This window comes from Rhizobium sp. 768_B6_N1_8, assembly GCF_051811225.1.
In the GTDB taxonomy this organism is placed as follows: Bacteria; Pseudomonadota; Alphaproteobacteria; order Rhizobiales; family Rhizobiaceae; genus Rhizobium.
This window is the reverse complement of record NZ_JBPWPV010000001.1, coordinates 4,252,297-4,275,395: the sequence shown is the minus strand read 5'-3', so window position 1 is coordinate 4,275,395 and position 23,099 is coordinate 4,252,297. Positions and strand designations below refer to the sequence as shown.

Below are 23,099 nucleotides of genomic sequence, written 5' to 3'. Positions count from 1 at the left end.
ATGAGTGGAGAGACACAGCCAGGGAGCGGTTCGCGCCAGCGCATCGACAAATGGCTGTTCTTCGCACGCATGGTGAAATCGCGCTCGCTGGCGCAGAGCCATATCCAATCCGGTCACGTCAGCATCAATGGCGCACGCTGTGCACAGCCGAGCCAGATGGTCAAGGTGGGCGATCGCGTTGAGCTGAGGCTGGAGCGGCGGGATGTCATTCTCGTTGTCCGGCTGCCGGGCGAGCGGCGCGGACCCTATGAGGAGGCGAAGCTGCTCTATGAGGATCTGTCGCCGCCTCCGGATGTGGCAAAACGCCTCACGCCCTATGAGCAAGCTATTCGGGCCACCGGCTCCGGAAGACCGACGAAAAAGGAACGGCGCGCAATCGACAGGCTGATGTCGGATGAGGATTAGAAAACTCTTCCTGCCGTCAGCTTTTCGGAGATCGTTTGTCCTTGAAATCCTGCTGTAAAGCCGATACGTGACACACAACCTGCCGGGTAGCGTGCTTGCCTCCCAAGCCTGTCCACGCTTTCTCTCCGGCTTAGGGGACAGGCGCGACGTTCCAGGTTGCCCGGCCCCGCCCGCGTGGAAATCCTGGAGTTCTTCATGACCTATGTCGTGACCGACAATTGCATTCGCTGCAAATATACCGACTGTGTTGAAGTCTGCCCCGTCGACTGTTTCTACGAGGGCGAGAATTTCCTCGTCATCCATCCCGATGAGTGCATCGACTGCGGTGTTTGCGAGCCGGAATGTCCGGCCGAGGCGATTAAGCCCGATACCGAACCGGGTCTCGACAAGTGGCTGAAGATTAACGCTGAATATGCGAGCATCTGGCCGAATATCACGGTCAAGAAAGAGCCGATGGCCGAGGCCAAGGAGATGGACGGCGAGACCGGAAAATTCGAGAAATACTTCTCGGAAAAGCCCGGTAGCGGCGACTGAAAATTTCGACGTGCGGTGCCGATGAAACCGGGTTCAGCGGCAGGTTAAACGTTTCAAATTACGCGTGAGTCACATGGGGGCTATGTGTTGCCCACATGACTCACGTTAAGCAAATTATTGATTTCCTCATATTTTTGTGATACGTTCACCACACTGTTCCATTTGTGGCATGACGCATGCCCAAAACCATCACGAAAGTAAAACAAATCCGTACGCGGTTTCCGTGACATATCAATAACTTGAGCTGTCGGATCCCAAGATCGCGCGCAAGGATACCTTTTGCTTCTGTCTGGTGGAACCAGAGTGAAGTCACCCGACGGATTTAACCGTCTCATCCGGGCCTGACTGACCCGGCTCCGGCCGCCGCCGGTAGCGTAACAGGGAGTTTTTGATTAGAATGACCACCCAGCAGAAAAAACCTTCTACCGCACGTCACGGCTTCAAGACTGGTGAATCGATCGTGTACCCCGCACATGGCGTCGGTACCATCACGGCTATCGAAGAGCAAGAAGTCGCCGGCATGAAGCTTGAACTTTTCGTCATCGATTTCGAAAAGGACAAGATGCGGCTGAAGGTTCCGGTCGCGAAGGCCATGAGCATTGGCATGCGTAAGCTTTCCGAGACCGATTTCGTCGAGCGCGCCCTCAAGGTCGTGCAGGGCAAGGCTCGCGTCAAGCGCACCATGTGGTCCCGTCGCGCTCAGGAATATGATGCCAAGATCAATTCCGGCGACCTGATTTCCATCGCAGAGGTCGTTCGCGATCTTTATCGTGCCGAGAACCAGCCGGAACAGTCCTATTCCGAGCGTCAGCTCTATGAGGCTGCTCTTGACCGCATGGCTCGCGAAATCGCTGCCGTCAACAAAATGTCTGAAACCGAAGCAGTTCGCCTCGTCGAGACCAATCTCAACAAGGGTCCGAAGCGTGGCAAGGTAATCGAAGAAGACGACTCGCAGGACGAAGCCGCTTAATAGCGCATTGTTTTTGCTGATGAAAAAACCCGGCCTTGGTGCCGGGTTTTTTATTGGAACTTTTTCGCCGCTACGACGTTCATACACAGTAGTGCGGACATGACCGGAGCCTATAAAGCTCGGTTTGACTTCCGCCGAAGCTGTCAACGTTCGATGAGGAGAGGATCATGATTTCCAGAATTTGCCTTTCCGGTAATCTCAAGAAACAGATCCAATCCTGCCGTCTTGGCGGCACATGACGAGAGATAGGGCCTCCTCCTGAAAAGTCCAGGAGGAGGCCTTTATGCATTCAAGACCCTAGTTTGCTCCGGCGCAGCGATGTTCCGGAAACGGTGTTTGCTTGTTCATTTTTAGGCACGTGGCCCATTTAGGAGAGCGATATGAAGAACATGTCTGCAGATCGGCGCATGATCAAAATAGCAATGGCGGCTCCCTATCTTGCCCGTGAAGAAGAGCATAACCTGGCCATTCGTTGGAAAGATCATGAAGACCGCGGCGCCCGCAACCAGATCGCCATGGCGCATATGCGCCTCGTCATTTCCATGGCAGGCAAGTTCCGCAATTTCGGCCTGCCGATGAGCGATCTCGTACAGGAAGGTTATGTCGGGCTTCTGGAGGCCGCGGCCCGGTTCGAACCGGCGCGCGATGTGCGCTTTTCCACGTATGCAAGCTGGTGGATCCGCGCCTCGATCCAGGACTATATCCTGCGCAATTGGTCGATCGTGCGCGGCGGTACGAGTTCGGCGCAGAAGGCACTTTTCTTCAATCTGCGGCGCCTGCGCGCCAAGCTGGCCAAGGGCGATACGCAGCTGACACTGCAATCCATTCATCAGGAAATCGCGGCTGCCCTCGGTGTCAGCCTTGCTGACGTGCAGACCATGGATGCGCGCCTTTCCGGCAACGATGCCTCGTTGCAGGCGCCTTCCGTTTCGGGTGATGCCGACAGTGCAGAAAAGATGGATTTCCTCGTCAGCGACGAACCTCTGCCGGATGAGCAGGTCTCAAACATGATCGACGGCGAACGCCGTCGTGTCTGGCTTGCCTCTGCCCTCAAGCATCTCAACGAGCGTGAAATGAAGATCATCAGCGCGCGCCGGCTTGCCGAAGACGGGGCGACACTCGAAGAGCTCGGCGCTGACCTCGGCATTTCCAAAGAGCGCGTGCGCCAGATCGAAAGCCGGGCGATGGAAAAGCTTCGTACGGCGCTCGTCAGCGCCGATCCGCACATGGCAGCCTATGCCTGACAGGAATTACTCCCCAGCAGCACAGACTGGCCCGGCACAAGCCGGGCCTTCTTTTATTCGGAGATAATCTTCACGCGGTCGCCGGGAGAAACGGCAGCGCCCGTCGGCAGGGCGTTGATCAGTTTGAAGAGATCGAGCTTGCGATCGGTACCCATCATGCGGGAAGCGAGCGTGGTGATGTTCTCGCCAGGGCGGACTGTGACCACCCGCACGCGTAGCGGCTTCAGCGAAGCGGCTTCGTCCGGCGTCATACGGCGGAAGCTTGCGCGCAGAACGTCTGCCGTCGGCTCCAGCGACGGGCTGCCTTTCGGCACCGCCGTCAGAAAGCGGAAGATCTGATTGTTGTTTCTGATGACCGTGACATCGAAGTCCCAACGGTCGGCAGTGGCGCGCGCGGTCGCAGCCTCCATGCCATTGACGTTGATCGGCTGGATGGTCGACGGATCGAGGCCGGTAACCCAGCCGCTGGAAATGTAATTCGTCAGGCTCTGGTTCTGGTTGTCGGCCACGCCGTCAAAGCGGATGGCGATATCGTTCGGGCCGGTTGCCATGACGGCCTCGACCTTGTTGTCGATGCTGAAGTCAGGCGGCACGTCGAAGCGGATGCCGAGGCCGCCGTGCAGGAAGGTCTGGCCGCGCACATAGCCCTCTTCCGGACTGTCGCCGTAGAGAAGGCCGTCGATGCCATCGAGATAGTAGTCACGGCCTTTATCGCCGACGGAGCCTTCCTGGCCAAAGGCGCGAGCGTGGGTGCGGGCAAGCTCGATGCGCTGGGCGGAATTCGGATGGCTCGACAGGAAGTCCAGGCTCTGGTCTGCCTCGGGATCGACCGACATGAAGCGGCTGTAAGCGGCCATGGAGTCGAGGAAACGGGCTGCGGCATAAGGATCATAGCCGGCTTCACCGAGCATGCGTACGCCGATGACGTCGGCCTGCAGTTCCTGCTGACGAGAGAAGGCGGCAAGACGCAGCTTGCCGCGGGCAAGCGCCTGTTTGCCGGCTATATCGCTCGACAGCACTTCGGCGACGACACGGCTGGCAATGACTTCCGCCTCTTCACGCTTCTGCCGCTCGATGCCATGGTTTGCGGTGACGTGGCCCATCTCGTGTGACAGCACGGCCGCGACTTCCGAGGCATCGTTGGCGAGCGCCAACAGGCCGCGGGTGACATAGAGATAACCGCCCGGCAGCGCGAAGGCGTTGATAGCGGGCGAGTTCAGGATGGTGATGCGGTAGGACTGGCTCGGATTCTCCGAGACGGCCGTCAGTGCGCCGGCGATACGCGCGACGAGGCGCTCGGTCCTGGCGTCCTTATACTCGCCGCCATAACTCGCAACGATGCGCGGATGCTCGCGGGCGCCCATGGCGGCGCGAGGGTCGTTCTTCTGCACTTCGTCGACGATTTGCGGATTAGACGAAGGGCCGACGGTCGGCTGATAGGATTGTTGGATCAACGACTCGCAGCCGTTCAGCGCGACGGCGCAGGCCAACAGCAGCAGGAAACGGCGCGCCCAACGGCGCGGCGCAAAAAAGGCATCACTGGAAAGCGCGGGCGATTTCCACGTCGTCATACTGTCCAGTCTGTCTCTCCGCACCATTTTAAGTCGCCGGTCTGCCGCATCTTCGGGCCGGCCGTTGCCAGGAAAATTCAATAGGCTTCCGCCTCGGTTCTCGCGCTGTACAATCGGCCGATCCAAGTCTTTGCTGTAGCCGATTTCCGCGTGGGTTGCATAGCGAGACTCTATCTAAATGTGGCGCCGTTGCATTTCGGCAATGCCCCGCCTGTCGAGGCACTTCTCGCTCCGATGAAATTATGGCGAAAGTTCCATCGCGAGTGCAGATTCCGGCTGCACTGCGGAAAAAATCGGTCAGTACGGCGACCGATGCGGGCACGCGTAACATTCGCGCGAATAATACAATTAATAGTGGTGTTTTCGAGCCGACTAAATTGAAGAGGCGCGGAGGCCGCGCGCTCTGTGCTTACTCCGCGGCTTCGGCGGCGGCGGCGGTGGTCTGGCTGGTCTTCTGTTCGCCGGCGCGGGGGAGCTGCACCGGCTTCAGCATGATGGCGGCGATCAGACCGATCAAAGCGATGCCGCAGGAGGTCATGAACAGCGGCGAGAAGGCGGAGGCGTAAGCATTAGCCACCGCCTGACGGCTGGCCTCGGGAAGTGCTGCCATCATTTTCGGCGTCAGCTCCTCGATATTGGCCACCCCTGGGATGGAGGAGCCGAGCCTGCCGAGCTGCGATGCAATGATTGCACCGTAGATGGAGATGGCAATCGAGGCGCCGCCCATACGCGACAGCGTGACCGAGCCGGTTGCAGCACCCACATCGCGGGCCGGTGCGGCATTCTGAACGCCGATGACCGGAACCTGCTGGGCAAGGCCGATACCGACGCCGTGCAGCAGCATGATCGCGCCGATGAAGGCAATCGGTGTGCCGGCGTGAACCTGTGAGATCAGTGCAAAAGCGATGGCGCTGCAGGTGAGGCTGGCAATTGCGAAGGGCTTGTAGCGGCCTGTCTTCGAAATGATGCGGCCGGCATTCAGGGAGCCGCAGACGAGACCGCCTGTCAGCAGAATGAAGAGCAGACCGGCGCCCGACGGCGAAAGGCCTGTCGTCGTCTGAAGGAACAGCGCGAGGTAGTTGACCATGCCGATGGCGATTGCGCCGCCCATGATGGAGATCACCAGCAGCAGGCTGAACGTGGAATTGCGGAACAGCGGCAGCGGCACGATCGGTTCCGGCGCGCGACGTTCGACGAAAACCCAGGTGATGGCGCAAACCACGCCGAAGGCGATTATGCCGATGCTCTGCGGCGAGATCAGCGCACCGAAAAGCTCGCTGCTGTCGGTCGCAAGCACGATGCTGGTTGTTGTCAGCGCCAGCAGGAGTGCGCCGGCATAATCGATCTTCGGCCGGCGATGCGGCTTGCGGTAGGGCAGCATGAAGGCGAGGCCGGTAAGCACGATGAAGCCGATCGGCACGTTGACGAGGAAGATCGAGCGCCAGCCGAAGAGATCGCTCATCGTGCCGCCAAGGACCGGGCCGATGGCGCCGGAGGCCATCAGTACGAGGCTGGAATAGCTCTGGTAGCGGGCGCGTTCGCGCGGCTCGAAGAGGTCGGCATTGACGGCGAAAATCGAAACCATGATGCCGCCGCCGCCGAAGCCCTGCAGCACGCGGGCGGCAATCAGCGTGTTCATCGAGACGGCGAGACCGCAGACGGCGGAGCCCACCGTGAAGATCGCGATTGCCGTCATCATCACATATTTGCGTCCGAAGAGATCGCCGAGCTTGCCATAGAGCGGCATCACGGCGCTGAGCGCCAGCAGATAGGCCGAACCGATCCAGCCGAAGCGGTCCAGATGACCGAACTCGCCGACGATGGTCGGCAGTGCCGTGGAGACGATCTGGTTATCCAACGTCGCCATGAACATAGCGGTCATCAGGAAGAAGAAGAGGATGAGCCGCCGACGGGGATCCGTTACGAGCGGGGCGGGGGCAAGTTGCATATCCATGGGATGGGCCATTCTCGTTATATAGATATGTTATGTGCTAATGTCATATATTTGTCAACGGCACATTGTTGATATTGGCATATTTTATTTTCAACTCCGGTCTGTTATGATTCCGTCATGAACGAGACCTTGACCAAGACAAGAACGACCGAGCTTGATGATCCTTTGGACAGCGTGCCGCGCATCGGCCGCACCATGACGCGCATGCGAATGATGACGGGACGCCGGCTGATCGGCCGCCTGGCGATCCAGAGCGTGGCGCCGGATCTGGAGCTGTCTCATCTCGACGTACTCGATGCCGTGCGTCGCGCACAGGAAAATGGCGAGGTGACGGTCGGCGCCATTGCCGAGATGCTACGCATCGACCCGTCGAGGGCAAGCCGCGTCGTGTCCGATATGGTGGGCCGCAACGTCCTGCGCCGTGAGGCTTCGCAGGCGGATGCGCGACGTATCGTCGTCGTCATGACTCCGCTCGGGAAGGATCTGCTGGCGGAAATCCGGGCCCAGAAGCTCGCCTTCGTTTCCGAGGTTGTGCGGGACTGGCCACAGGAGGAGATCGACACTTTCTCGCTGCTGTTCGAGAAATTCATCGGCGGCTACGAGGCGATCTTCCTTTCGCGCGACAAGGATACGCCGGGCTAAGAAAATAGTCCGAGCGTTTGATCTCGCTCAAGCCGACCCATCCAAGGCAAGCCTAAGTCTCTCCTCGTTCGACGACATCAGGAGAGATTCACATGAAACATCATCCGCTTCGGCTGAGGGGTATTTTTGCCGCTATCGTTTTCGCATCCTTCGGGCATGCGGCGCTTTCGGCCGATCTGGCGCCTTCGGCGGGCTCGCCAATGGCCACGCAAAGCCCATGGCAGGTACGTCTTCGTGCGCTTGGCGTGATCACGCGCGACAACGGCTCAGTCGATGGCATCCCCGGATCCGATCTGTCCTATTCGGACACGGTGATTCCGGAAGTGGATATCTCCTATTTCTTCACCGACAATATTTCCGCGGAGCTCATTCTCGGCACGACCTATGCCAATGTGCATGGCGAAGGCTCGATTGCCGGCCTCGGGGAAATCGGCAAGACGTGGCTGCTGCCGCCGACGCTGACGCTGCAGTATCATTTCACCGATTTCGGTGCCTTCCAGCCCTATCTCGGTGCCGGTGTGAACTACACTGTCTTCTACAACCAGTCCGGCAAGAGTGCCGACAGCCTCGATGTGAAGAACACATTCGGCGTCGCGCTGCAGGCCGGTTTCGACTACATGTTCGATGAGCATTGGGGTGCGAACCTGGATGTGAAGAAAATCTTCCTGCGTCCGGATTTCGATGCGACCGTCGGCGGTGCCGATGTCAGCGGCAAGGCGAAACTGGATCCCTGGCTGATCGGTGCCGGTGTCACCTATCGCTTCTAGAGCATTTGATTACGCAATTCCCGCAAAACGGCTGCACGCTTTTGCGGGAATTGCTTTGAGGGAAAGGCACCGGATCTGCGGCGCCTCTTCCCCTTCACCCCCCGTTTGCGCTATGGGCAATGCCCATGAGCCAATCCACCTTCACCATCCTGCTCGGCGGGGCACTCAGCCTGACGGATCGTCTGCGCGACGCCGTGCGGGAAAGCCGGTTCATCGCGGCCGACGGCGGCATGCGGCATGCGGCGGCGCTGGGCGTGGTGCCGGAACTGTGGGTTGGCGATTTCGATTCGACACCGCCCGATCTCGACCGCGCTTTTCCTGACGTACCGCGCCAGCCCTATCCAGTCGCAAAGGCTGCGACGGATGGTGAAATTGCCGTTAGCGAGGCGATCGAGCGTGGTGCCAAACGCCTGATCCTTGCGGGTGCGCTGGGCGGTGAACGGTCCGACCACGCCCTGCAGCATCTGCTCTACGCCGTGGAGTTGGCGGAAGAAGGCTTCGATATGCTGCTGACCTCGGGCAGTGAGGAGGCCGTGCCTTTGCTTCCCGGCTCGCTGGAGATCGATCTTCCGCCGGGCAGTCTGTTTTCCGTGCCAGGCTTCAGCGAGCTGCGTGGCCTGTTCATCGAAAATGCCCGCTATCCGCTCGCCGACTTCCATTTGCCCTTCGGCTCGTCGCGCACCATTTCCAATGTGGCGGAGGGGCCTGTGCGCTTCACGCTTGCCAGCGGCAGGGCCATCGTGCTCGCGCGGCCCTATGATCTTTCCGGAGTCTGATACTTGGCGCCTCCCATTCTGAAACTCGACGATATCTTCCTGAGCTTCGGCGGTGCACCGCTTCTGGCGGGCGCTGCCCTGCAGGTGGAGTCCGGCGACAAGATCTGTCTCGTGGGCCGCAACGGCTCGGGCAAATCGACGCTTCTGAAGATCGCCGCCGGCCTGGTCGACGCGCAGTCAGGTGACGTCTTCCGCCATCCAGCGTCAACGGTGCGCTATCTGGAGCAGGCGCCGGATTTTGCCGACTTCCAGACCGTGCAGGCCTATGCCGAAGCCGGTCTCGGGCCGGGCGACGATCCCTATCGTGTCAGCTACCTGCTCTCGCATCTCGGGCTGACCGGCGAGGAAAATCCTAAGAACCTTTCTGGCGGCGAAGCGCGTCGCGCAGCACTTGCGCGCGTACTGGCGCCGGAGCCCGACATCCTGCTGCTCGACGAGCCAACCAACCATCTCGACCTGCCGACCATCGAGTGGCTGGAAGGCGAATTGCAGAAGACGCGCAGTGCGCTGGTGCTGATCTCGCACGACCGCCGCTTCCTCGAAAAGGTCTCGACGGCCACCGTCTGGCTTGACCGCGGCACGTCTCGACGGCTCGACAAGGGCTTTGCGTTTTTCGAGGCGTGGCGGGACCAGGTGCTGGAGGCAGAGGAGCTGGAGCAGCACAAGCTCGGCAAGGCGATCGAGCGGGAAGAACACTGGCTGCGCTATGGCGTGACGGCACGACGCAAGCGCAACATGCGCCGGCTTGGCGAGCTGCAGACGATGCGTTCGCAGTATCGTGGCCACAAAGGGCCGCAGGGAACGGTACAGGCAAGCGCTTCCGATGCGCAGGAATCCGGCAAGCTGGTGATCGAGGCCGACAAGATCACCAAAAGCTATGACGACCGGCCGATCGTCGCGCCGTTCTCGATCCGCGTGCATCGTGGCGATTGCATCGGTCTCGTCGGCCCGAACGGCGCCGGCAAGACGACGCTTTTGAAGATGCTGACCGGCCAGCTTGCGCCCGACAGCGGTACGGTGAAGCTCGGCACCAATCTTGATATCGCGACCCTCGACCAGAAGCGTGAGGATCTGAACCTCGACGATACGCTTGCCAACTACCTGACGGATGGGCGTGGCGAGAACCTGCTGGTCAATGGCGAGCAGCGGCATGTGACCGGCTACATGAAGGAATTCCTGTTCCAGCCGGAGCAGGCGCGCACGCCGATCAAGAACCTCTCCGGCGGCGAACGCGCCCGGCTGATGCTGGCGCGCATCCTGTCGCGGCCGACGAACCTGCTCATCCTCGACGAGCCGACTAACGATCTCGACATCGAGACGCTGGACCTCTTGCAGGAGATCGTCACGGGTTTTGCCGGCACCGTCATCCTCGTCAGCCACGATCGCGACTTCCTCGACCGGACGGTGACCTCGACAATTGCGCCGGCCAATCCGGAAGCGCCGGACGGGCGCTGGATCGAATATGCCGGCGGCTATTCCGACATGCTGGCGCAGCGCAAGGGTGCAGCCGAGGAGCGCCGCAGGGCCGAGAAGGCGGCGGAAAAGCCTAAGGCGCAGGAGACGGCTGCCGCACCTTCTGCCTCGAAGGTCAAGCTCTCCTACAAGCAGAAATTCGCACTCGAAAACCTGCCGAAAGAAATGGCCAAGGCAGAGGCGGAGATCGGCAAGCGTGAGGAGAAGATGGCCGATCCGAACCTCTTCACCAAGGACCCGGCAACCTTCAACCGGCTGGCATCCGAGATGGAGAAACTGCGCGAAAGCCTGACCAAGATGGAAGAGGAATGGCTGGAACTCGAAATGCTGCGCGAGGAGCTGGAAGGCTGATCCGATAAAAATTTCCTGAAATGTCGGATCGGGTGGTTTTCTCCGTCCTTGGGCCGAACGTGATCAACGGCATGGTGCCGCCACGTCATTAGGGAGATTTTTTCATGCGCACGATTTTCGTGAACCTGCCGGTCAAGGACCTCGTCAAGTCGAAGGAATTCTTCTCGGCGCTCGGCTTTTCCTACAATCCGAATTTTACCACCGACGATGCTGCCTGCATGATTGTCGAGGAAAACATCTATGTGATGCTGCTGACCCACGGTCATTTCCAGCAGTTCATCGAGGGCGATATCGCCGATACGACGAAGGGCAAGGAAGTGCTGACCTGCCTTTCGGCCGGTAGCCGCGACGAGGTGGATGATTACCTCAAGAAGGCGCTGGCAGTGGGCGGCAAGCCCTGGAAGCCGATCCTCGATATGGGGCCGATGTATGGATGCAGCTTCCAGGACCTCGACGGCCATGTCTGGGAAATCATGTACATGGACATGTCTGCTGCCGGTTGAGCCGGTCTTTTCAAAGGTCTTTCGCGGACTCCGGCGTCTGGAACCGGATTGTCGGGGTCCGCTTTCCTCACTTTTCCTTGATTCGCCCGCGCCGCGTCATGCGGCATAGAGTGCCGCTCAGCTGGGGATCGTGCCGATCAATGGCGACAAGGAAGAGTTACATGTCTTGCAAATCCTATACCAGAATATTGACGGCGCTTGCCGCCAGCGGCTTCGTCGTGCTTAGCCTTTCGCAGGCGGCGATTGCTCAGGAAAACCAGCGCGTGCGCGTTCGTGGCACGATCGAGAGTCTCAACGGCGACACGCTAACCGTCAAGACCCGCGAGGGCAGCGATGCGACGGTGGCGCTCAAGTCCGGCTGGAAGGTCTCGGGTATCAGGAATGCTTCTGTCGATGATATCAAGGTCGGCGATTTCGTTGGTGTCGCCTCCTTGCCGAAGGGCACAGGTCCCGATGGCGCGATCGAGGTGCTGATCTTCCCGGCCGCGATGAAGGGCACCGGCGAAGGCAGCCGTCCGTGGGACGTGCAGCCGAACAGTTCGATGACGAATGCGACCGTCAGCAATGCGGTCAAGGCTGTCGACGGCCACACGATCACGCTCACCTATCAGGGCAAGGAAAAGACCATCTCGATTGCCGAGGGCACGCCGATCGTTACCTTTGCGCCGGCAACGAAAGATGATCTGAAGCCGGGCGCCGGCGTTATCGTCATGGCGGAAAGGGCAGCCGACGGCAGTATCTCGGCCGCTCAGGTCGCCGTCGGCATCAACGGCGTGATGCCGCCGATGTAAGCTCTCCTGGAGCAATTTCAGCCAAACCGCCGCACACTTCTTCTACTGGAATTGATCAGAGCGCCGGGGCACGAGCTGTCGCGGCGCTTGATCCTGCGACGGATGCTACCGGTTCTTCATCGGATTTCGAAGGCAGCGCCAGCAGATGCAGTATGCGCGGATGCAGCGCTTCCAGATAGGTCTCCGAGCGGCCGATATAGATCATGCCGGTGTCCGGCATCGTGGTAAGCAGCTTCGTCATAGTGCGCTGCCATTCCGGCTCCATGCCTTCGAGCACTTCGTCGAAGACGGCCCAGCGCGGCTTGACGAGGAGCAGGCGGGCAAAGCCGATAGCCTTCTGTTCATCGGCATCGAGAAGCTTGTCCCAGCGCGCGCGGCTATCGAGGCGGGCGACCAGGGAATGCAAGCCGGCAGCCTCAAGTGCGGCTTCGATGGCCGCGGTGTCATAGGCTTCGGGTTTTTGGGGGAATGCGATCGCCTCGCGCAGCGTTCCACCCGGCACATAGGCAACCTGGGGGATGAACAGGATGTCGTCAATCGGCGGCAGGCCTATTGTGCCTTTGCCGCAGGGCCAGAGGCCGGCCATGGCCTGGAAGAGCAGGCGGCGGTTCACGCTGTGATCGCCGTTGATCATGACCTTTTCGCCGGCCCTGATCGTCACATCCGTTTCGCGCATCTGGAAGCCGCCGCAATCGTCGATATCCTCGCCAAGCTTGGCAACGATGACGATATCCTTCAGCGTCAGCCTGTCGGGCGCGGTTTCCTCGTAGACGATTGCGTCCTTCAAATCGAAGTCATCATCCATCTCCTGAAGCGCCTGGCGGAAATCGGTGACGCGCATCAGCGTGGCGCGCCATTCGGCAATCGGGCCGAAGTTGGCGACATACCAGCGCAGCGCCGTATTGACCTGGTTGAAGGCGCCGACCGACATCATCAGCTGGCCGAATGTGAGGCCGCCGGAGAAATAGGCGGGGGCTGCAACAATGATCGGGATAACGATAACCAGCCAGCCATAACCCGCCGAGACCCAGGTCAGGTTGGTATTGGCCATGGCGAGCCGCTTGATGACGGTAAGGACGTTGCTGATATCGCCGTTGATGCGTTTGCGCTCGTTCTCTTCGCCACGCGCCACTGTTATCGCCGGCATATTCTCGTTGGCATGCATTAGCGCAAAGCGCAGTTCGGCTTCCTTCGAGAATCGGTCGGCATTGAGCTTGACGAGCTTGCGGCCAACGACCTGGCTCAATAGCGAGGCCGATGCGGCGTAGAAGATCGCCGCCCAGACCATGTAGCCGGGGATGGTGAAGCTGTGGCCGCTGATATGGAAGATGAAACCGCTCGAAAGCTCCCACAAGACGCCGATGAAGCTGACGAGCAGAATGGTCGATTGCAGGAGGCCGAGAGCGAGGTTGGTGGTGCTTTCGGCAAGATTGCGGGAATCTTCGTGAAGACGCTGGTCCGGGTTAACGCCGAGGATGCCGATGGTGGAGAGCTTGAGGGCGCGCTTGCGCTCCAGCCACTGATCGACGAGATCGCGTGAGAGGCCTTCGCGCATGTAGAGGGCGGTCATCTGGTTCAGCCATGCCTGCAACACGTTGAGCAGCAACAGCGCACCGGCGATCATCGCGAAGACTTCGAGCTGGCGGAAGAACTCGCCGAGATCACGACGCTCGAGGGAATCGTAGAAAGGGGCGTTCCATTCGTTGAGGATCACCTGTCCATAGGCGGTCATCAGGATGATGACGACAAGCAGGATCGCAAGTCCCACGACCTTGCCGCGAACCTGCGAATTCCAGAATGCGGAGAACATCACTCCAAGCCGATATGTCAGGCTGAGATCATACCCCACCCGGTCCTGACTCTGGATGCCCTTCCCCCCTTTGACGTCATTTTTCATTATTTTTTCCAAAATCGCCCATCACACCATTAATAACATGGGGGCGTTACTGGTCCATCAACAGATTCCACCACCCATAAAGAAAGCGTGATGGCTTGTGCAGCTGTCTCTATTGACAGTTGATTCGCAGCGCGACTGGCGCTAATTAGGATGCCTCGTGGTGATTTGGCCGGCCGGCTTGCAGCCACGTTAAATAAATCGCTAAAGGGCCGCGTGCGGACCGGTAGCGATTCTTTCGCCGCCGGTTTTTTATTTTGATCGAGTTGACCGCAATGCCCATCAAGATCCCCGATACGCTGCCTGCCTTCGAAACCCTCGTGAACGAGGGCGTGCGGGTGATGACCGAAACGGTGGCGATCCGCCAGGATATCCGCCCCTTGCACATCGGGCTGCTCAACCTCATGCCGAACAAGATCAAGACAGAAGTGCAGATGGCGCGCCTGGTGGGCGCTTCGCCGCTGCAGGTGGAATTCTCGCTGATCCGTGTCGGCAACCACAAAGCTAAGAACACGTCTGAAGAACATCTGCTCGCCTTCTACCAGACCTGGGAGGAAGTGAAGCACCGCAAGTTCGACGGCTTCATCATCACGGGCGCGCCGATCGAGACGCTGCCTTACGAGGACGTTACCTATTGGAAGGAAATGCAGCAGATTTTCGACTGGACGCAGACAAACGTCCATTCGACCATGAATGTCTGCTGGGGTGCGATGGCGGGGATTTATCATTTCCACGGCGTGCCGAAGTATGAACTGAAGGAAAAGGCCTTCGGCGTTTACCGCCACCGTAATCTCAAACCCTCTTCCGTTTATCTCAACGGTTTCTCTGATAATTTCGAGGTTCCGGTGTCGCGCTGGACCGAGGTGCGCCGGGCCGACATCGAGAAGGTCGACGGCCTCGAGATCCTAATGGAATCGAGTGAGATGGGCGTCTGTCTCGTCCACGAGCCGAAGGGTCGGCGGCTTTATATCTTCAACCATGTCGAATATGATTCCACATCTCTTTCGGACGAATATTTCCGCGACGTGAATGCTGGCGTGCCGATCAAGATGCCGCACAACTACTTCCCGCATAACGATCCGGCGCTTGCGCCGCAGAACCGCTGGCGCAGCCATGCGCATCTGCTTTTCGGCAACTGGATCAATGAGATCTACCAGACGACGCCCTACGATATCGAAGAGATCGGCTCGGACATCTGAGCGCCACCGGTCCAGTTTAGAAATGATCCGGTCGCATTTCTGCGACGGCATTTTGTTTTCCGGCCCTGCCCGGTTGCGGTTTGCGGCGAATGGGGGCAGGTTCCGGTTCCTGAATTCTAGGGATGGAGTAAGCGTCGATCATGACGGACAAGTTGGAACGGGAAGTTTTCGGACAGACGAAGGACGGGGAGACCGTCCATCGCGTCGTCATCCGCGGCGGCGGACTGACGGTCAAGGTATTGAGCTGGGGCGCAGTAATCCAGGATATCAGCCTCGAGGGCCATAATGCCCCGCTGGTGCTCGGCTTCGAGGATTTAGGCAGCTACCTCGCGCATTCGCCTTTCTTCGGCGCGACACCGGGACGCTGTGCCAACCGCATCGGCGACGGCAAGTTCACGCTCGACGGCAAGGACTACCAGCTCGAACTGAACGAGAAGGGTGTCACGCATCTTCATGGCGGCAGTAACAATATCGGTACACTCGTTTGGACGATCGTCGAGCACGAGACCGACCGTGTCGTGCTGAAGATCGTCGATCCCGATGGCCGCGCCGGTTATCCCGGCAACTGCACGATCCAGGCGACCTATCGCGTGCATGGCAATGGCGAGCTTTCCGTCAACTACGAGACGACGACGGACCAGCCGACGATCGCCAATGTCTGCCAGCACTCCTATTTCAATCTCGATGGCCGGGAGGATGCGCTGGCGCACGACATCATGATCGCTGCCGACCACTATCTGCCGACCAATGAGAAGCAGATACCGACCGGCGAGATCCGCTCTATCGAAGGCACCGCGTTCGATTTCCGCGCGATGGCGCCGATGAAGCGTTTCGCCGGTCAGGAGCAGGCGCTCTACGATCATAATTTTTGCTTCTCGAGCGAGCGCACGGCCAAGCGCTCCGTCGTACTTGCCCGCAGCCTGCATTCCGGCGTCTCGCTGGAAGTGCGCACGACCGAGCCTGGCGTACAGTTCTATGCCGGCTTCAAGCTCGGCGTGCCGGTGCCGGGTCTCGGTGGCCGCAAGTATGCGCCATTCGCAGGCTTCTGCCTGGAAACGCAGATCTGGCCCGACGCCATCAATCATGCAGGCTTTCCGAACGCGGTTCTGCGTCCAGGGGAGGTGCTGCGGCAGGAAACGGATTACATCTTCACGAAGAACTGAGATCACCCATCCGTCAGGATCAATGAAAACCCTCGCGGTGTCCCGCGAGGGTTTTTCTTTTTGGTGAAGCGAATCCGACTTGCCGATTGGTTCTAAATAGGTTCTATTATGCGTCCATGGATAGAACCAGTCTGATAGCGGAACTGAATGGTCGTGGGCTGCGCGATGAGGCGGCAACGGGGCCGCTTTACAAGCGGCTGGCGCAGGCGCTCACGGGCCTCATTCAGGAAGGTCTGCTGAAGCCCGGAACAACGCTGCCCGGCGAACGCGATCTGGCGGAAGCCCTGAAGCTTGGTCGCGTGACGGTTCGGACAGCCTATCGCGATCTCATGACATCGGGTGCGCTGGAATCGCGCCACGGCAGCGGCACCTTCGTTTCAAGCAAGGTGGAGCGCATGGAGCAGTCGCTATGGCGGCTTTCCTCCTTCTCGGCGGACATGCGCTCGCGCGGACGCTCGCCGGCGGCGAAGATCCTGTCGCGTACCATCAACAATCCGTCTCCCGAAGAATCCTTCCTGCTCGGCCTCGGTGTCGATGAGCCCGTGCTGCGGCTCGACCGCCTTCGTCTGGCTGACGGGCTGCCCCTCGCCATCGAACGCGCGGTCGTGCCGGTCAAGTTTCTCGGCGAGGATGCCGGCGGTGAAGGCTCGCTCTATGATGCGCTCGCCCAGAGCGGCCACAAGCCGGTGCGCGCCATGCAGCGGCTGACCGCCGTCACGCTCGATCCTTCATCGGCGGCTATCCTCGATGTCAAGGCCGGTGCGCCGGCGCTTCTGATCGAACGCGTTTCACGCCTGGAAGACCAGCGCGTCGTTGAATACACCCGCTCGCATTATCGTGGTGACGCCTATGATTTCGTCGCCGAACTGAGAATTGGAGATGACCTATGAGTGAGAACCAGTCGTTGATGCTGCAGGAGGCGGGCCAATCGCCCGAAGTGGTCGCTACCCTGCTCGAAAAAGAAAAGCCGGTCTTCGCAGAAATCGCTCGGCTGTTCTCGTCCGCCCGCCCGAGCGTCGTCACGACAGCGGCGCGCGGCTCTTCCGACCATGCTGCGACCTTCTTCAAATATCTGTTCGAGATTACCTGCGGCGTGCCGGTCGCCTCGATTGGGCCGTCTATTGCTTCCGTTTATGGTGCCTCCCTGCATCTGAAGGGCGGCATCCATTTCACCGTTTCACAGTCGGGCGCGAGCCCTGACATCGTGGCGCTGCAGGAGGCGGCCAAGAAGGGCGGGGCGACGACGATTGCCGTCGTCAACGTCACTGACAGCCCGCTCGCCAAGCAGGCCGATCTCGTTCTTGGCCTCAATGCCGGTGCTGAAAAGAGCGTTGCGGCGACCAAATCCTTCATCGCATCTGTTGCCGCCCTCGCTGGCGTGACGGCTGCGATCAGCGGCAAGGCCGATCTGCAGGCGGCGCTCGAGAAGCTTCCGGCCGCTCTTTCCGCGACGTCCGGCATCGAAACCAAGGCAGCCGAGGATGTGCTGTTCAATGCCGCCTCACTTTATACCGGCGGCCGCGGCACGGCTTTCGCCATCGCTCTCGAGGCGGCCCTGAAGGCCAAGGAGACAGCTGGTCTTCACGCTGAGGCCTTCTCTCTTGCGGAACTGATGCACGGCCCGATGCGCCTCGTACAACCTGGCTTCCCGATCATCGGTTTCGTGCCTGAAGATGCCGCCTACGACAACAATGTAAAGGCGCTGGAGCGTCTGCAGAAGCTTGGCGCTACCACCGTGCCCTTTTCGACGAAGCCGCTCGCCGGCGTCAATCTGCAGGTTCCGACGACCGGCAACGGTCTCGTCGATCCCCTGGTTTCGCTACTCGTCTACTATCGCCTGATCGAGTCCGTCACCCGCCGGAAGGGCTTTGATCCGGACAAGCCGGCCAACCTTCTCAAGGTGACGGAGACCGTCTGATGACCCGCAAGATCTTCACCGGCGCGCGTATCTTCGATGGCGAACGTTTCCATGATGAACGGGCGCTAATCGTCAAGGACGGACGCGTCGAGGCGATCGTCGGCCCGAATGATCTGCCCGAGGGCGAGGTCGTGATACTGGCAGGCGGCGTGCTGTCTGCCGGTTTCATCGATGCGCAGGTCAATGGTGGTGGCGGCCGCATGCTGAACGACGAGCCGTCGCCGGGTTCGATGTATATGATCGCCGACGGGCATCGGCCGTATGGAACGACGGCGCTGCTGCCGACGCTGATTACCGATACGGCAGAAGCGACGGCCGCCGCGATCGAGGCGGCGAAGATTGCGGTGAAGACCAACCGCGGCGTTGCCGGCCTGCATCTGGAAGGTCCGCATCTGGCGCCGGCGCGCAAGGGTGCACATCTCGCCGAGCTGATGCGTCCGGTCGAGGACAAGGACGTCAAGGGCTTTATCGCCGCGCGCGAGGCGATCGGCACGCTGCTCGTCACCATGGCGGCGGAACAGGTGGCAGTTTCGCAGGTGCGCGAACTGAGCGAAGCGGGCGTCATCGTCAGCATCGGCCATTCCGACAGCACCAGTGAGGCGGCGGAAGCCCGCTTCGATGCCGGGGCTCGCGGTGTGACGCATCTCTTTAACGCCATGAGCCAGCTGGCGCACCGCGCGCCGGGGCTCGTTGGTGCGGCGATCGATCATCCGGCGGTCTGGTGCGGTATCATCGCCGACGGCCATCATGTCGATCCGAAGGCGTTGCGCACGGCGCTGCGTGCCAAGCGCGGCGAGGGCAAACTTTTCTTTGTGACCGACGCCATGTCGCTGGTCGGCTCGCAGATGGATACGTTCACGCTGAACGGCCGCACCGTGCGACGCGAAAGGGGCGGCTTCTGTTCGAAACTGGTCCTTTCGGACGGCACGCTAGCGGGTTCGGATGTCGACATGGCTTCAACGATCCGCTACGGCGTCACCTATCTGGAACTGACGCTTGCCGAGGCACTCAGGATGGCGACGCTCTATCCGGCGCGTTTCCTTCGGCTTGCCGATCGCGGCCACCTTTCGCCAGGCGCGCGCGCCGATCTCGTGCATTTCACCGATGCAATCGAAGTGACGGCGACCTGGCTAAACGGCGAAGCGGCTTGAAGGAGAGCGGCGGATGAGTGACATCACGGACGCGTATTTCTCCAATCTGATCGGCCGGCTGGAAGAGTTGAAGCGGGCACTGGCCGAACCAATGGCGCAGGCCGCCGCCGCGATCCTTGAGGCTGCCCGTGGCGACAAGCGTGTCTATGTCTTCGGCACCGGCCATTCGCATATGCTGGCGGAAGAGGTGCATTACCGTGCCGGCGGACTTGCCTTTACCGTGCCCGTTCTCGTCGGCTCGGCCATGCTGCATGAGGGTGCGGTCATCAGCTCGGTCTATGAGCGCACCCAAGGGCTGGTGCGGCCAATGCTGGAGCGTTACGGCATGCAGCCGGGTGATGTGATCATCATCGCCTCCAATTCAGGCGTGAATGCCGCGCCGATCGAGGCGGCCGACTACGCGCGCGAGATCGGCGCCAAGGTGATCGCCATCACCTCGATCGCCTATTCGACGGCGATCGCCAATGGGCGCCGGCGGCTTGCCGATGTGGCCGACGTGGTGCTGGATAACGGGCTGCCGCCGGGTGACGCCGTTCTTGATCTCGATGGCACGGGCCTTCGGGTCGGGCCGGTCTCGACGGCTGTGGGCGTCACCGTCATCAATGCCATCTTTGCGGATGTCGCCTCCGAGCTTTCGAAATCGGGCGATGCGCCTGTTTACCTCAGCGCCAACATGCCGGGCGCTGCAGAAATCAATCAGAAGCTGGTGAAGAAATACCGGCCGCGTAACCCGCATCTCTGAGCGGGAGGCCGGCGTTTTTGCCGGTCTTTGTCTATTGGCGCTGCCGGAAGCGAATGAGTATTTCCGATCAAATGAAAACGGCCCGAAGCGGTTGCTTCAGGCCGTCCGAATGTCTGGAAACTGATGCAATCAGTTCTTGGCGCGCTCGACGTAGGAATTGTCTTCCGTTGCAATGACGACGCGGGTGCCGGCATCGATATGCGGCGGAACCAAAGTGCGGATGCCATTCGACAGGATCGCCGGCTTGTATGAGGAGGATGCCGTCTGGCCCTTCACGACCGGTTCGGTCTCAACGATCTCGAGGGTGACGTGGCGCGGCAGTTCGAGCGCCAGCGGAATACCTTCGTGGATCGACAGGATGCAGGTCATGCCTTCCTGGAGGAAGGCCTTCTGGTCGCCCATGGTGTCAACGTCGACGACGACCTGATCATAGGTGGCCGGGTTCATGAAGTGGAAGCCTTCGCCGTCTTCATAAAGGTACTGGAAGTTCACATCTTCGACGAAGGCGCGCTCGACCTGCTCGGTGGTGCGCCAACGCTCGGAAACCTTCACGCCGTCAACGATGCGGCGCATGTCGACCTGGGTAACCGGCGTGCCCTTGCCCGGGTGGAAATTCTGAGCCGTGAGAACGACGTAGAGCTTGCCGTCGACATCGAGAACGTTGCCCTTGCGGACCGAAGAGGCGATGACCTTGACCATAAGACTTCCTTGTAAGTCGGCTTTCGGCGTCGTAGAGGACAGTCAGAATGGCCCTGAAGACGCAAAATGTTTTTTCTTCGGGGCGGCACTAACCTAAAATCGCGTAAATAGCCACCCCATCCCGGCCGAATCCGGCAAGGAAAGCGTTGAATGAACCTCACGAGCGCCACAGCGTCTCCCTGGTGGACACCATCAGTGCATGCCGATCGCCGCCCGTTCCTTATCGGGCGTAACGCGATCCAGTCAGCGCTGCGAGGTTATTTCGCCCGTGAGGATTTCATCGAGGTCGATACTGCGACGCTGCAGGTGTCTCCAGGCAACGAGGCGCATCTGCATGCCTTTGCGACGCAAGCGCTGACGACGGACGGACAGGCTGCGCCCTTCTACCTGCACACGTCGCCGGAATTTGCCTGCAAGAAGCTTTTGGCCGCCGGTGAAGAACGCATCGCCTGCTTTGCGCATGTCTATCGCAACCGCGAGCGCGGGCCGCTGCATCATCCTGAGTTCACAATGCTCGAATGGTATCGGGCGGGCGAGAGCTATGAGAGCCTGATGATGGATTGCGTGCGTATGCTGGCGCTCGCTGCCGAAACGGTGAAGACCGCAACGCTTACCTATCGCGGCGCTGAGTGCGATCCCTTCGCCGGGCCGGAGCGCATCAGCGTTGCAGAAGCGTTCGGTCGCCATGCCGGCATCGATCTTCTGGCTTCTGTATCTGCTGACGGCTCGACCGAACGCGAGCATCTTGCCGCGGAAATGCGGCGGGTCGGCATGCGCGTTGCCGATGACGATCATTGGGCTGATCTCTTCAGTCGGGTGCTGGTGGAGAAGGTCGAGCCTTATCTCGGCTTTGGCCGTGTCACCATTCTCGACGAATATCCTGTTTCAGAAGCGGCTCTTGCGCGGCCTTCGGCGCGCGATCCGCGCGTAGCGGAGCGCTTCGAGTTCTATGCGTGCGGGGTCGAGCTTGCCAACGGCTTTGGCGAACTTACAAATGCCGCCGAGCAGCGGCGCCGTTTCGAGATCGAGATGGCGGAGAAGATGCGGGTCTATGGCGAGACCTATCCGCTCGACGAGGATTTTCTGGCGGCGCTGGCGGTCATGCCGGAAGCGAGCGGCATCGCGCTCGGCTTCGACCGGTTGGTGATGCTGGCGACAGGTGCATCGCGGATCGATCAGGTGCTCTGGGCGCCGGTCGCGGAGTACGGCCGATGAATGTCATGCGTCCGATCAAGAGCGTCGACGATCTCGTCAGGGCGGGGCTGGTCGAGGACACGGAGCGACTGGCGCTCGATGAGGTCGCCGCGCGCTATGCCATCGCGCTGACACCTGCCATGGCAAGGTTGATCGATTATGCCGATCCGGCCGATCCGATTGCCCGTCAGTTCGTGCCCGATGTGGCGGAACTCGTTACCACGCCCGAGGAACGGGCCGACCCCATCGGGGACCATGCGCACAGCCCGGTCGAGGGCATCGTGCATCGCTATCCGGACCGCGTGCTGTTGAAGGCCGTGCATGTCTGCCCGGTCTATTGCCGCTTCTGCTTCCGGCGCGAGATGGTGGGGCCGCAGGGGCTCGGCATGCTCGATCCGGCGGCGCTGGCTGCAGCCGTCGACTATATCCGCGGGCATGGCGAGATCTGGGAAGTGATCCTGACCGGCGGCGATCCGCTGGTGCTTTCACCAAGGCGTCTCGGCGACATTCTAAGCGAGCTTGCTGAGATCGAGCATGTGAAGATCGTGCGCTTCCACACGCGCGTGCCCGTCGTCGATCCGCAGAAGATTGATGCGGAGCTGATTGCGGCGCTGAAAGCGAGTGGCAAGACTGTCTATGTCGCGCTTCACGCCAACCATCCGCGTGAGCTGACGACTGAAGCACGCGCCGCCTGCGCCCGGCTGGTGGATGCCGGCATCGTCATGGTCAGCCAGTCGGTGCTCCTGAAGGGCGTCAATGACGATCCCGACGTGCTGGCAGAACTTATGCGGGCCTTCGTCGAGACGCGCGTGAAACCTTATTATCTGCATCATCCGGACCTTGCGCCCGGCACCAGCCATTTCAGGCTGTCGATAGAAGAGGGGCAGAAGATCGTTGCCTCGCTTCGCGGCCGCATCTCCGGTCTCTGCCAGCCCACCTATATTCTCGATATTCCCGGTGGTTACGGCAAGGCTGTCATCGGTGCGAGCGCTGTGAAGACGACCGGGGAGGGCTGCTACTCGGTGTCGGACTATCGCGGCGGCGAGCATTCCTATCCTCCTGCCGGTTAACGCAAAAGCGTGCTCCCGGCGTACCATTTCTGCACTCGATACAGCCGGGGCCATTTACTGCCGGTCGTCTCGGGCCACATCAAACTAT

At 60.3% G+C, this 23,099-nt stretch carries 22 protein-coding genes and 1 riboswitch; of the genes, 18 read left to right on the top strand and 4 right to left on the bottom strand.

The window, feature by feature from the left end; translation table 11 throughout:
- From AB8B33_RS21750 to AB8B33_RS21735, 4 genes are all read left to right on the top strand, one after another.
- Window positions 1-405: an RNA-binding S4 domain-containing protein gene (locus AB8B33_RS21750; RefSeq protein WP_113319837.1), complete on the top strand. Its 405-nt coding sequence runs from the start codon at window positions 1-3 to the stop codon at window positions 403-405.
- A gap of 195 nt (window positions 406-600) precedes the next feature.
- Window positions 601-939: a ferredoxin FdxA gene (gene fdxA / locus AB8B33_RS21745; RefSeq protein ID WP_007825445.1), complete on the top strand. Its 339-nt coding sequence runs from the start codon at window positions 601-603 to the stop codon at window positions 937-939.
- A 397-nt stretch (window positions 940-1,336) separates the two neighbouring features.
- Window positions 1,337-1,909, top strand: a complete 573-nt coding sequence (locus AB8B33_RS21740; RefSeq protein WP_007825443.1) for a CarD family transcriptional regulator — start codon at window positions 1,337-1,339, stop codon at window positions 1,907-1,909.
- 380 nt (window positions 1,910-2,289) lie between these two features.
- The gene (locus tag AB8B33_RS21735; protein ID WP_007825441.1) at window positions 2,290-3,153 is read left to right on the top strand and encodes an RNA polymerase factor sigma-32; all 864 of its coding nucleotides are present in this window, start codon (window positions 2,290-2,292) and stop codon (window positions 3,151-3,153) included.
- A 53-nt stretch (window positions 3,154-3,206) separates the two neighbouring features.
- Here AB8B33_RS21735 and AB8B33_RS21730 read toward each other — a convergent pair whose 3' ends face one another.
- The gene (locus AB8B33_RS21730; protein ID WP_439016847.1) at window positions 3,207-4,751 is read right to left on the bottom strand and encodes a M48 family metalloprotease; all 1,545 of its coding nucleotides are present in this window, start codon (window positions 4,749-4,751) and stop codon (window positions 3,207-3,209) included.
- A gap of 382 nt (window positions 4,752-5,133) precedes the next feature.
- On the bottom strand, window positions 5,134-6,678 hold the full coding sequence (locus AB8B33_RS21725) for an MDR family MFS transporter (protein WP_439016846.1): 1,545 nt from the start codon (window positions 6,676-6,678) through the stop codon (window positions 5,134-5,136).
- A gap of 117 nt (window positions 6,679-6,795) precedes the next feature.
- On the opposite strand from AB8B33_RS21725, the gene AB8B33_RS21720 reads away from it, so the two are divergent.
- The 6 genes from AB8B33_RS21720 (at window position 6,796) to AB8B33_RS21695 (ending at window position 11,981) form a co-directional block, all read left to right on the top strand.
- Window positions 6,796-7,320, top strand: a complete 525-nt coding sequence (locus AB8B33_RS21720; protein ID WP_113319833.1) for a MarR family winged helix-turn-helix transcriptional regulator — start codon at window positions 6,796-6,798, stop codon at window positions 7,318-7,320.
- Window positions 7,321-7,412: 92 nt separating this feature from the next.
- Window positions 7,413-8,087, top strand: coding sequence for an OmpW/AlkL family protein (locus AB8B33_RS21715; protein ID WP_113319832.1), 675 nt, complete (start codon window positions 7,413-7,415; stop codon window positions 8,085-8,087).
- A 125-nt stretch (window positions 8,088-8,212) separates the two neighbouring features.
- Window positions 8,213-8,863 (top strand): thiamine diphosphokinase, encoded by a 651-nt coding sequence (locus tag AB8B33_RS21710; RefSeq protein ID WP_113319831.1) that lies wholly within the window; start codon window positions 8,213-8,215, stop codon window positions 8,861-8,863.
- A 3-nt stretch (window positions 8,864-8,866) separates the two neighbouring features.
- The gene (locus AB8B33_RS21705; RefSeq protein WP_439016845.1) at window positions 8,867-10,687 is read left to right on the top strand and encodes an ABC-F family ATP-binding cassette domain-containing protein; all 1,821 of its coding nucleotides are present in this window, start codon (window positions 8,867-8,869) and stop codon (window positions 10,685-10,687) included.
- A gap of 104 nt (window positions 10,688-10,791) precedes the next feature.
- Entirely contained in the window at window positions 10,792-11,190 is a 399-nt protein-coding gene (locus tag AB8B33_RS21700) for a VOC family protein (RefSeq protein WP_439016844.1), read from the top strand.
- A gap of 161 nt (window positions 11,191-11,351) precedes the next feature.
- A complete protein-coding gene (locus tag AB8B33_RS21695) occupies window positions 11,352-11,981 on the top strand; it encodes a DUF5666 domain-containing protein (protein ID WP_310385203.1) in 630 nt (209 codons plus the stop codon).
- A gap of 55 nt (window positions 11,982-12,036) precedes the next feature.
- On the opposite strand, the gene AB8B33_RS21690 is transcribed toward AB8B33_RS21695, so the two are convergent.
- Window positions 12,037-13,878 carry an ABC transporter ATP-binding protein/permease gene (locus AB8B33_RS21690; protein WP_113319827.1) on the bottom strand — a complete coding sequence of 614 codons (1,842 nt, stop codon included), beginning with the start codon at window positions 13,876-13,878 and terminating at the stop codon, window positions 12,037-12,039.
- A gap of 147 nt (window positions 13,879-14,025) precedes the next feature.
- A riboswitch (SAM riboswitch) is annotated at window positions 14,026-14,103 on the top strand.
- A 47-nt stretch (window positions 14,104-14,150) separates the two neighbouring features.
- Here AB8B33_RS21690 and metA point away from each other — a divergent pair.
- From metA to AB8B33_RS21660, 6 genes are all read left to right on the top strand, one after another.
- Window positions 14,151-15,074: a homoserine O-acetyltransferase MetA gene (metA, locus tag AB8B33_RS21685; protein WP_113319826.1), complete on the top strand. Its 924-nt coding sequence runs from the start codon at window positions 14,151-14,153 to the stop codon at window positions 15,072-15,074.
- Between the two features lie 140 nt (window positions 15,075-15,214).
- Entirely contained in the window at window positions 15,215-16,237 is a 1,023-nt protein-coding gene (locus AB8B33_RS21680; RefSeq protein WP_113319825.1) for an aldose epimerase family protein, read from the top strand.
- A 116-nt stretch (window positions 16,238-16,353) separates the two neighbouring features.
- Window positions 16,354-17,127: a GntR family transcriptional regulator gene (locus tag AB8B33_RS21675; RefSeq protein WP_113319824.1), complete on the top strand. Its 774-nt coding sequence runs from the start codon at window positions 16,354-16,356 to the stop codon at window positions 17,125-17,127.
- Entirely contained in the window at window positions 17,124-18,155 is a 1,032-nt protein-coding gene (locus tag AB8B33_RS21670) for an SIS domain-containing protein (RefSeq protein ID WP_310385192.1), read from the top strand. Before AB8B33_RS21675 ends, AB8B33_RS21670 begins: the two co-directional genes overlap by 4 nt.
- The gene (gene nagA / locus AB8B33_RS21665; RefSeq protein ID WP_439016842.1) at window positions 18,155-19,306 is read left to right on the top strand and encodes an N-acetylglucosamine-6-phosphate deacetylase; all 1,152 of its coding nucleotides are present in this window, start codon (window positions 18,155-18,157) and stop codon (window positions 19,304-19,306) included. Before AB8B33_RS21670 ends, nagA begins: the two co-directional genes overlap by 1 nt.
- 13 nt (window positions 19,307-19,319) lie before the next feature.
- The gene (locus tag AB8B33_RS21660; protein WP_037101955.1) at window positions 19,320-20,048 is read left to right on the top strand and encodes an SIS domain-containing protein; all 729 of its coding nucleotides are present in this window, start codon (window positions 19,320-19,322) and stop codon (window positions 20,046-20,048) included.
- A 129-nt stretch (window positions 20,049-20,177) separates the two neighbouring features.
- On the opposite strand, the gene efp is transcribed toward AB8B33_RS21660, so the two are convergent.
- Window positions 20,178-20,747: an elongation factor P gene (gene efp / locus AB8B33_RS21655; RefSeq protein WP_037101953.1), complete on the bottom strand. Its 570-nt coding sequence runs from the start codon at window positions 20,745-20,747 to the stop codon at window positions 20,178-20,180.
- Between the two features lie 150 nt (window positions 20,748-20,897).
- On the opposite strand from efp, the gene epmA reads away from it, so the two are divergent.
- Window positions 20,898-21,962 (top strand): EF-P lysine aminoacylase EpmA, encoded by a 1,065-nt coding sequence (gene epmA / locus AB8B33_RS21650; RefSeq protein WP_439016841.1) that lies wholly within the window; start codon window positions 20,898-20,900, stop codon window positions 21,960-21,962.
- The gene (locus AB8B33_RS21645) at window positions 21,959-23,011 is read left to right on the top strand and encodes a lysine-2,3-aminomutase-like protein (RefSeq protein WP_439016839.1); all 1,053 of its coding nucleotides are present in this window, start codon (window positions 21,959-21,961) and stop codon (window positions 23,009-23,011) included. The genes epmA and AB8B33_RS21645 overlap by 4 nt, the downstream gene beginning before the upstream one ends.
- Window positions 23,012-23,099 lie beyond the last annotated feature (88 nt).

Coding starts and splice junctions, on each gene's coding strand:
- AB8B33_RS21715 (WP_113319832.1), top strand. CDS start 7,413: ATGAAACATCATCCGCTTCGGCTGAGGGGTATTTTTGCCGCTATCGTT.
- AB8B33_RS21670 (WP_310385192.1), top strand. CDS start 17,124: ATGAGTGAGAACCAGTCGTTGATGCTGCAGGAGGCGGGCCAATCGCCC.
- nagA (WP_439016842.1), top strand. CDS start 18,155: ATGACCCGCAAGATCTTCACCGGCGCGCGTATCTTCGATGGCGAACGT.
- AB8B33_RS21680 (WP_113319825.1), top strand. CDS start 15,215: ATGACGGACAAGTTGGAACGGGAAGTTTTCGGACAGACGAAGGACGGG.
- AB8B33_RS21675 (WP_113319824.1), top strand. CDS start 16,354: ATGGATAGAACCAGTCTGATAGCGGAACTGAATGGTCGTGGGCTGCGC.
- AB8B33_RS21735 (WP_007825441.1), top strand. CDS start 2,290: ATGAAGAACATGTCTGCAGATCGGCGCATGATCAAAATAGCAATGGCG.
- AB8B33_RS21750 (WP_113319837.1), top strand. CDS start 1: ATGAGTGGAGAGACACAGCCAGGGAGCGGTTCGCGCCAGCGCATCGAC.
- AB8B33_RS21695 (WP_310385203.1), top strand. CDS start 11,352: ATGTCTTGCAAATCCTATACCAGAATATTGACGGCGCTTGCCGCCAGC.
- metA (WP_113319826.1), top strand. CDS start 14,151: ATGCCCATCAAGATCCCCGATACGCTGCCTGCCTTCGAAACCCTCGTG.
- AB8B33_RS21740 (WP_007825443.1), top strand. CDS start 1,337: ATGACCACCCAGCAGAAAAAACCTTCTACCGCACGTCACGGCTTCAAG.
- epmA (WP_439016841.1), top strand. CDS start 20,898: ATGAACCTCACGAGCGCCACAGCGTCTCCCTGGTGGACACCATCAGTG.
- AB8B33_RS21710 (WP_113319831.1), top strand. CDS start 8,213: ATGAGCCAATCCACCTTCACCATCCTGCTCGGCGGGGCACTCAGCCTG.
- AB8B33_RS21645 (WP_439016839.1), top strand. CDS start 21,959: ATGAATGTCATGCGTCCGATCAAGAGCGTCGACGATCTCGTCAGGGCG.
- AB8B33_RS21660 (WP_037101955.1), top strand. CDS start 19,320: ATGAGTGACATCACGGACGCGTATTTCTCCAATCTGATCGGCCGGCTG.
- AB8B33_RS21690 (WP_113319827.1), bottom strand. CDS start 13,878: ATGAAAAATGACGTCAAAGGGGGGAAGGGCATCCAGAGTCAGGACCGG.
- AB8B33_RS21720 (WP_113319833.1), top strand. CDS start 6,796: ATGAACGAGACCTTGACCAAGACAAGAACGACCGAGCTTGATGATCCT.
- AB8B33_RS21730 (WP_439016847.1), bottom strand. CDS start 4,751: ATGGTGCGGAGAGACAGACTGGACAGTATGACGACGTGGAAATCGCCC.
- AB8B33_RS21700 (WP_439016844.1), top strand. CDS start 10,792: ATGCGCACGATTTTCGTGAACCTGCCGGTCAAGGACCTCGTCAAGTCG.
- fdxA (WP_007825445.1), top strand. CDS start 601: ATGACCTATGTCGTGACCGACAATTGCATTCGCTGCAAATATACCGAC.
- efp (WP_037101953.1), bottom strand. CDS start 20,747: ATGGTCAAGGTCATCGCCTCTTCGGTCCGCAAGGGCAACGTTCTCGAT.
- AB8B33_RS21725 (WP_439016846.1), bottom strand. CDS start 6,678: ATGGATATGCAACTTGCCCCCGCCCCGCTCGTAACGGATCCCCGTCGG.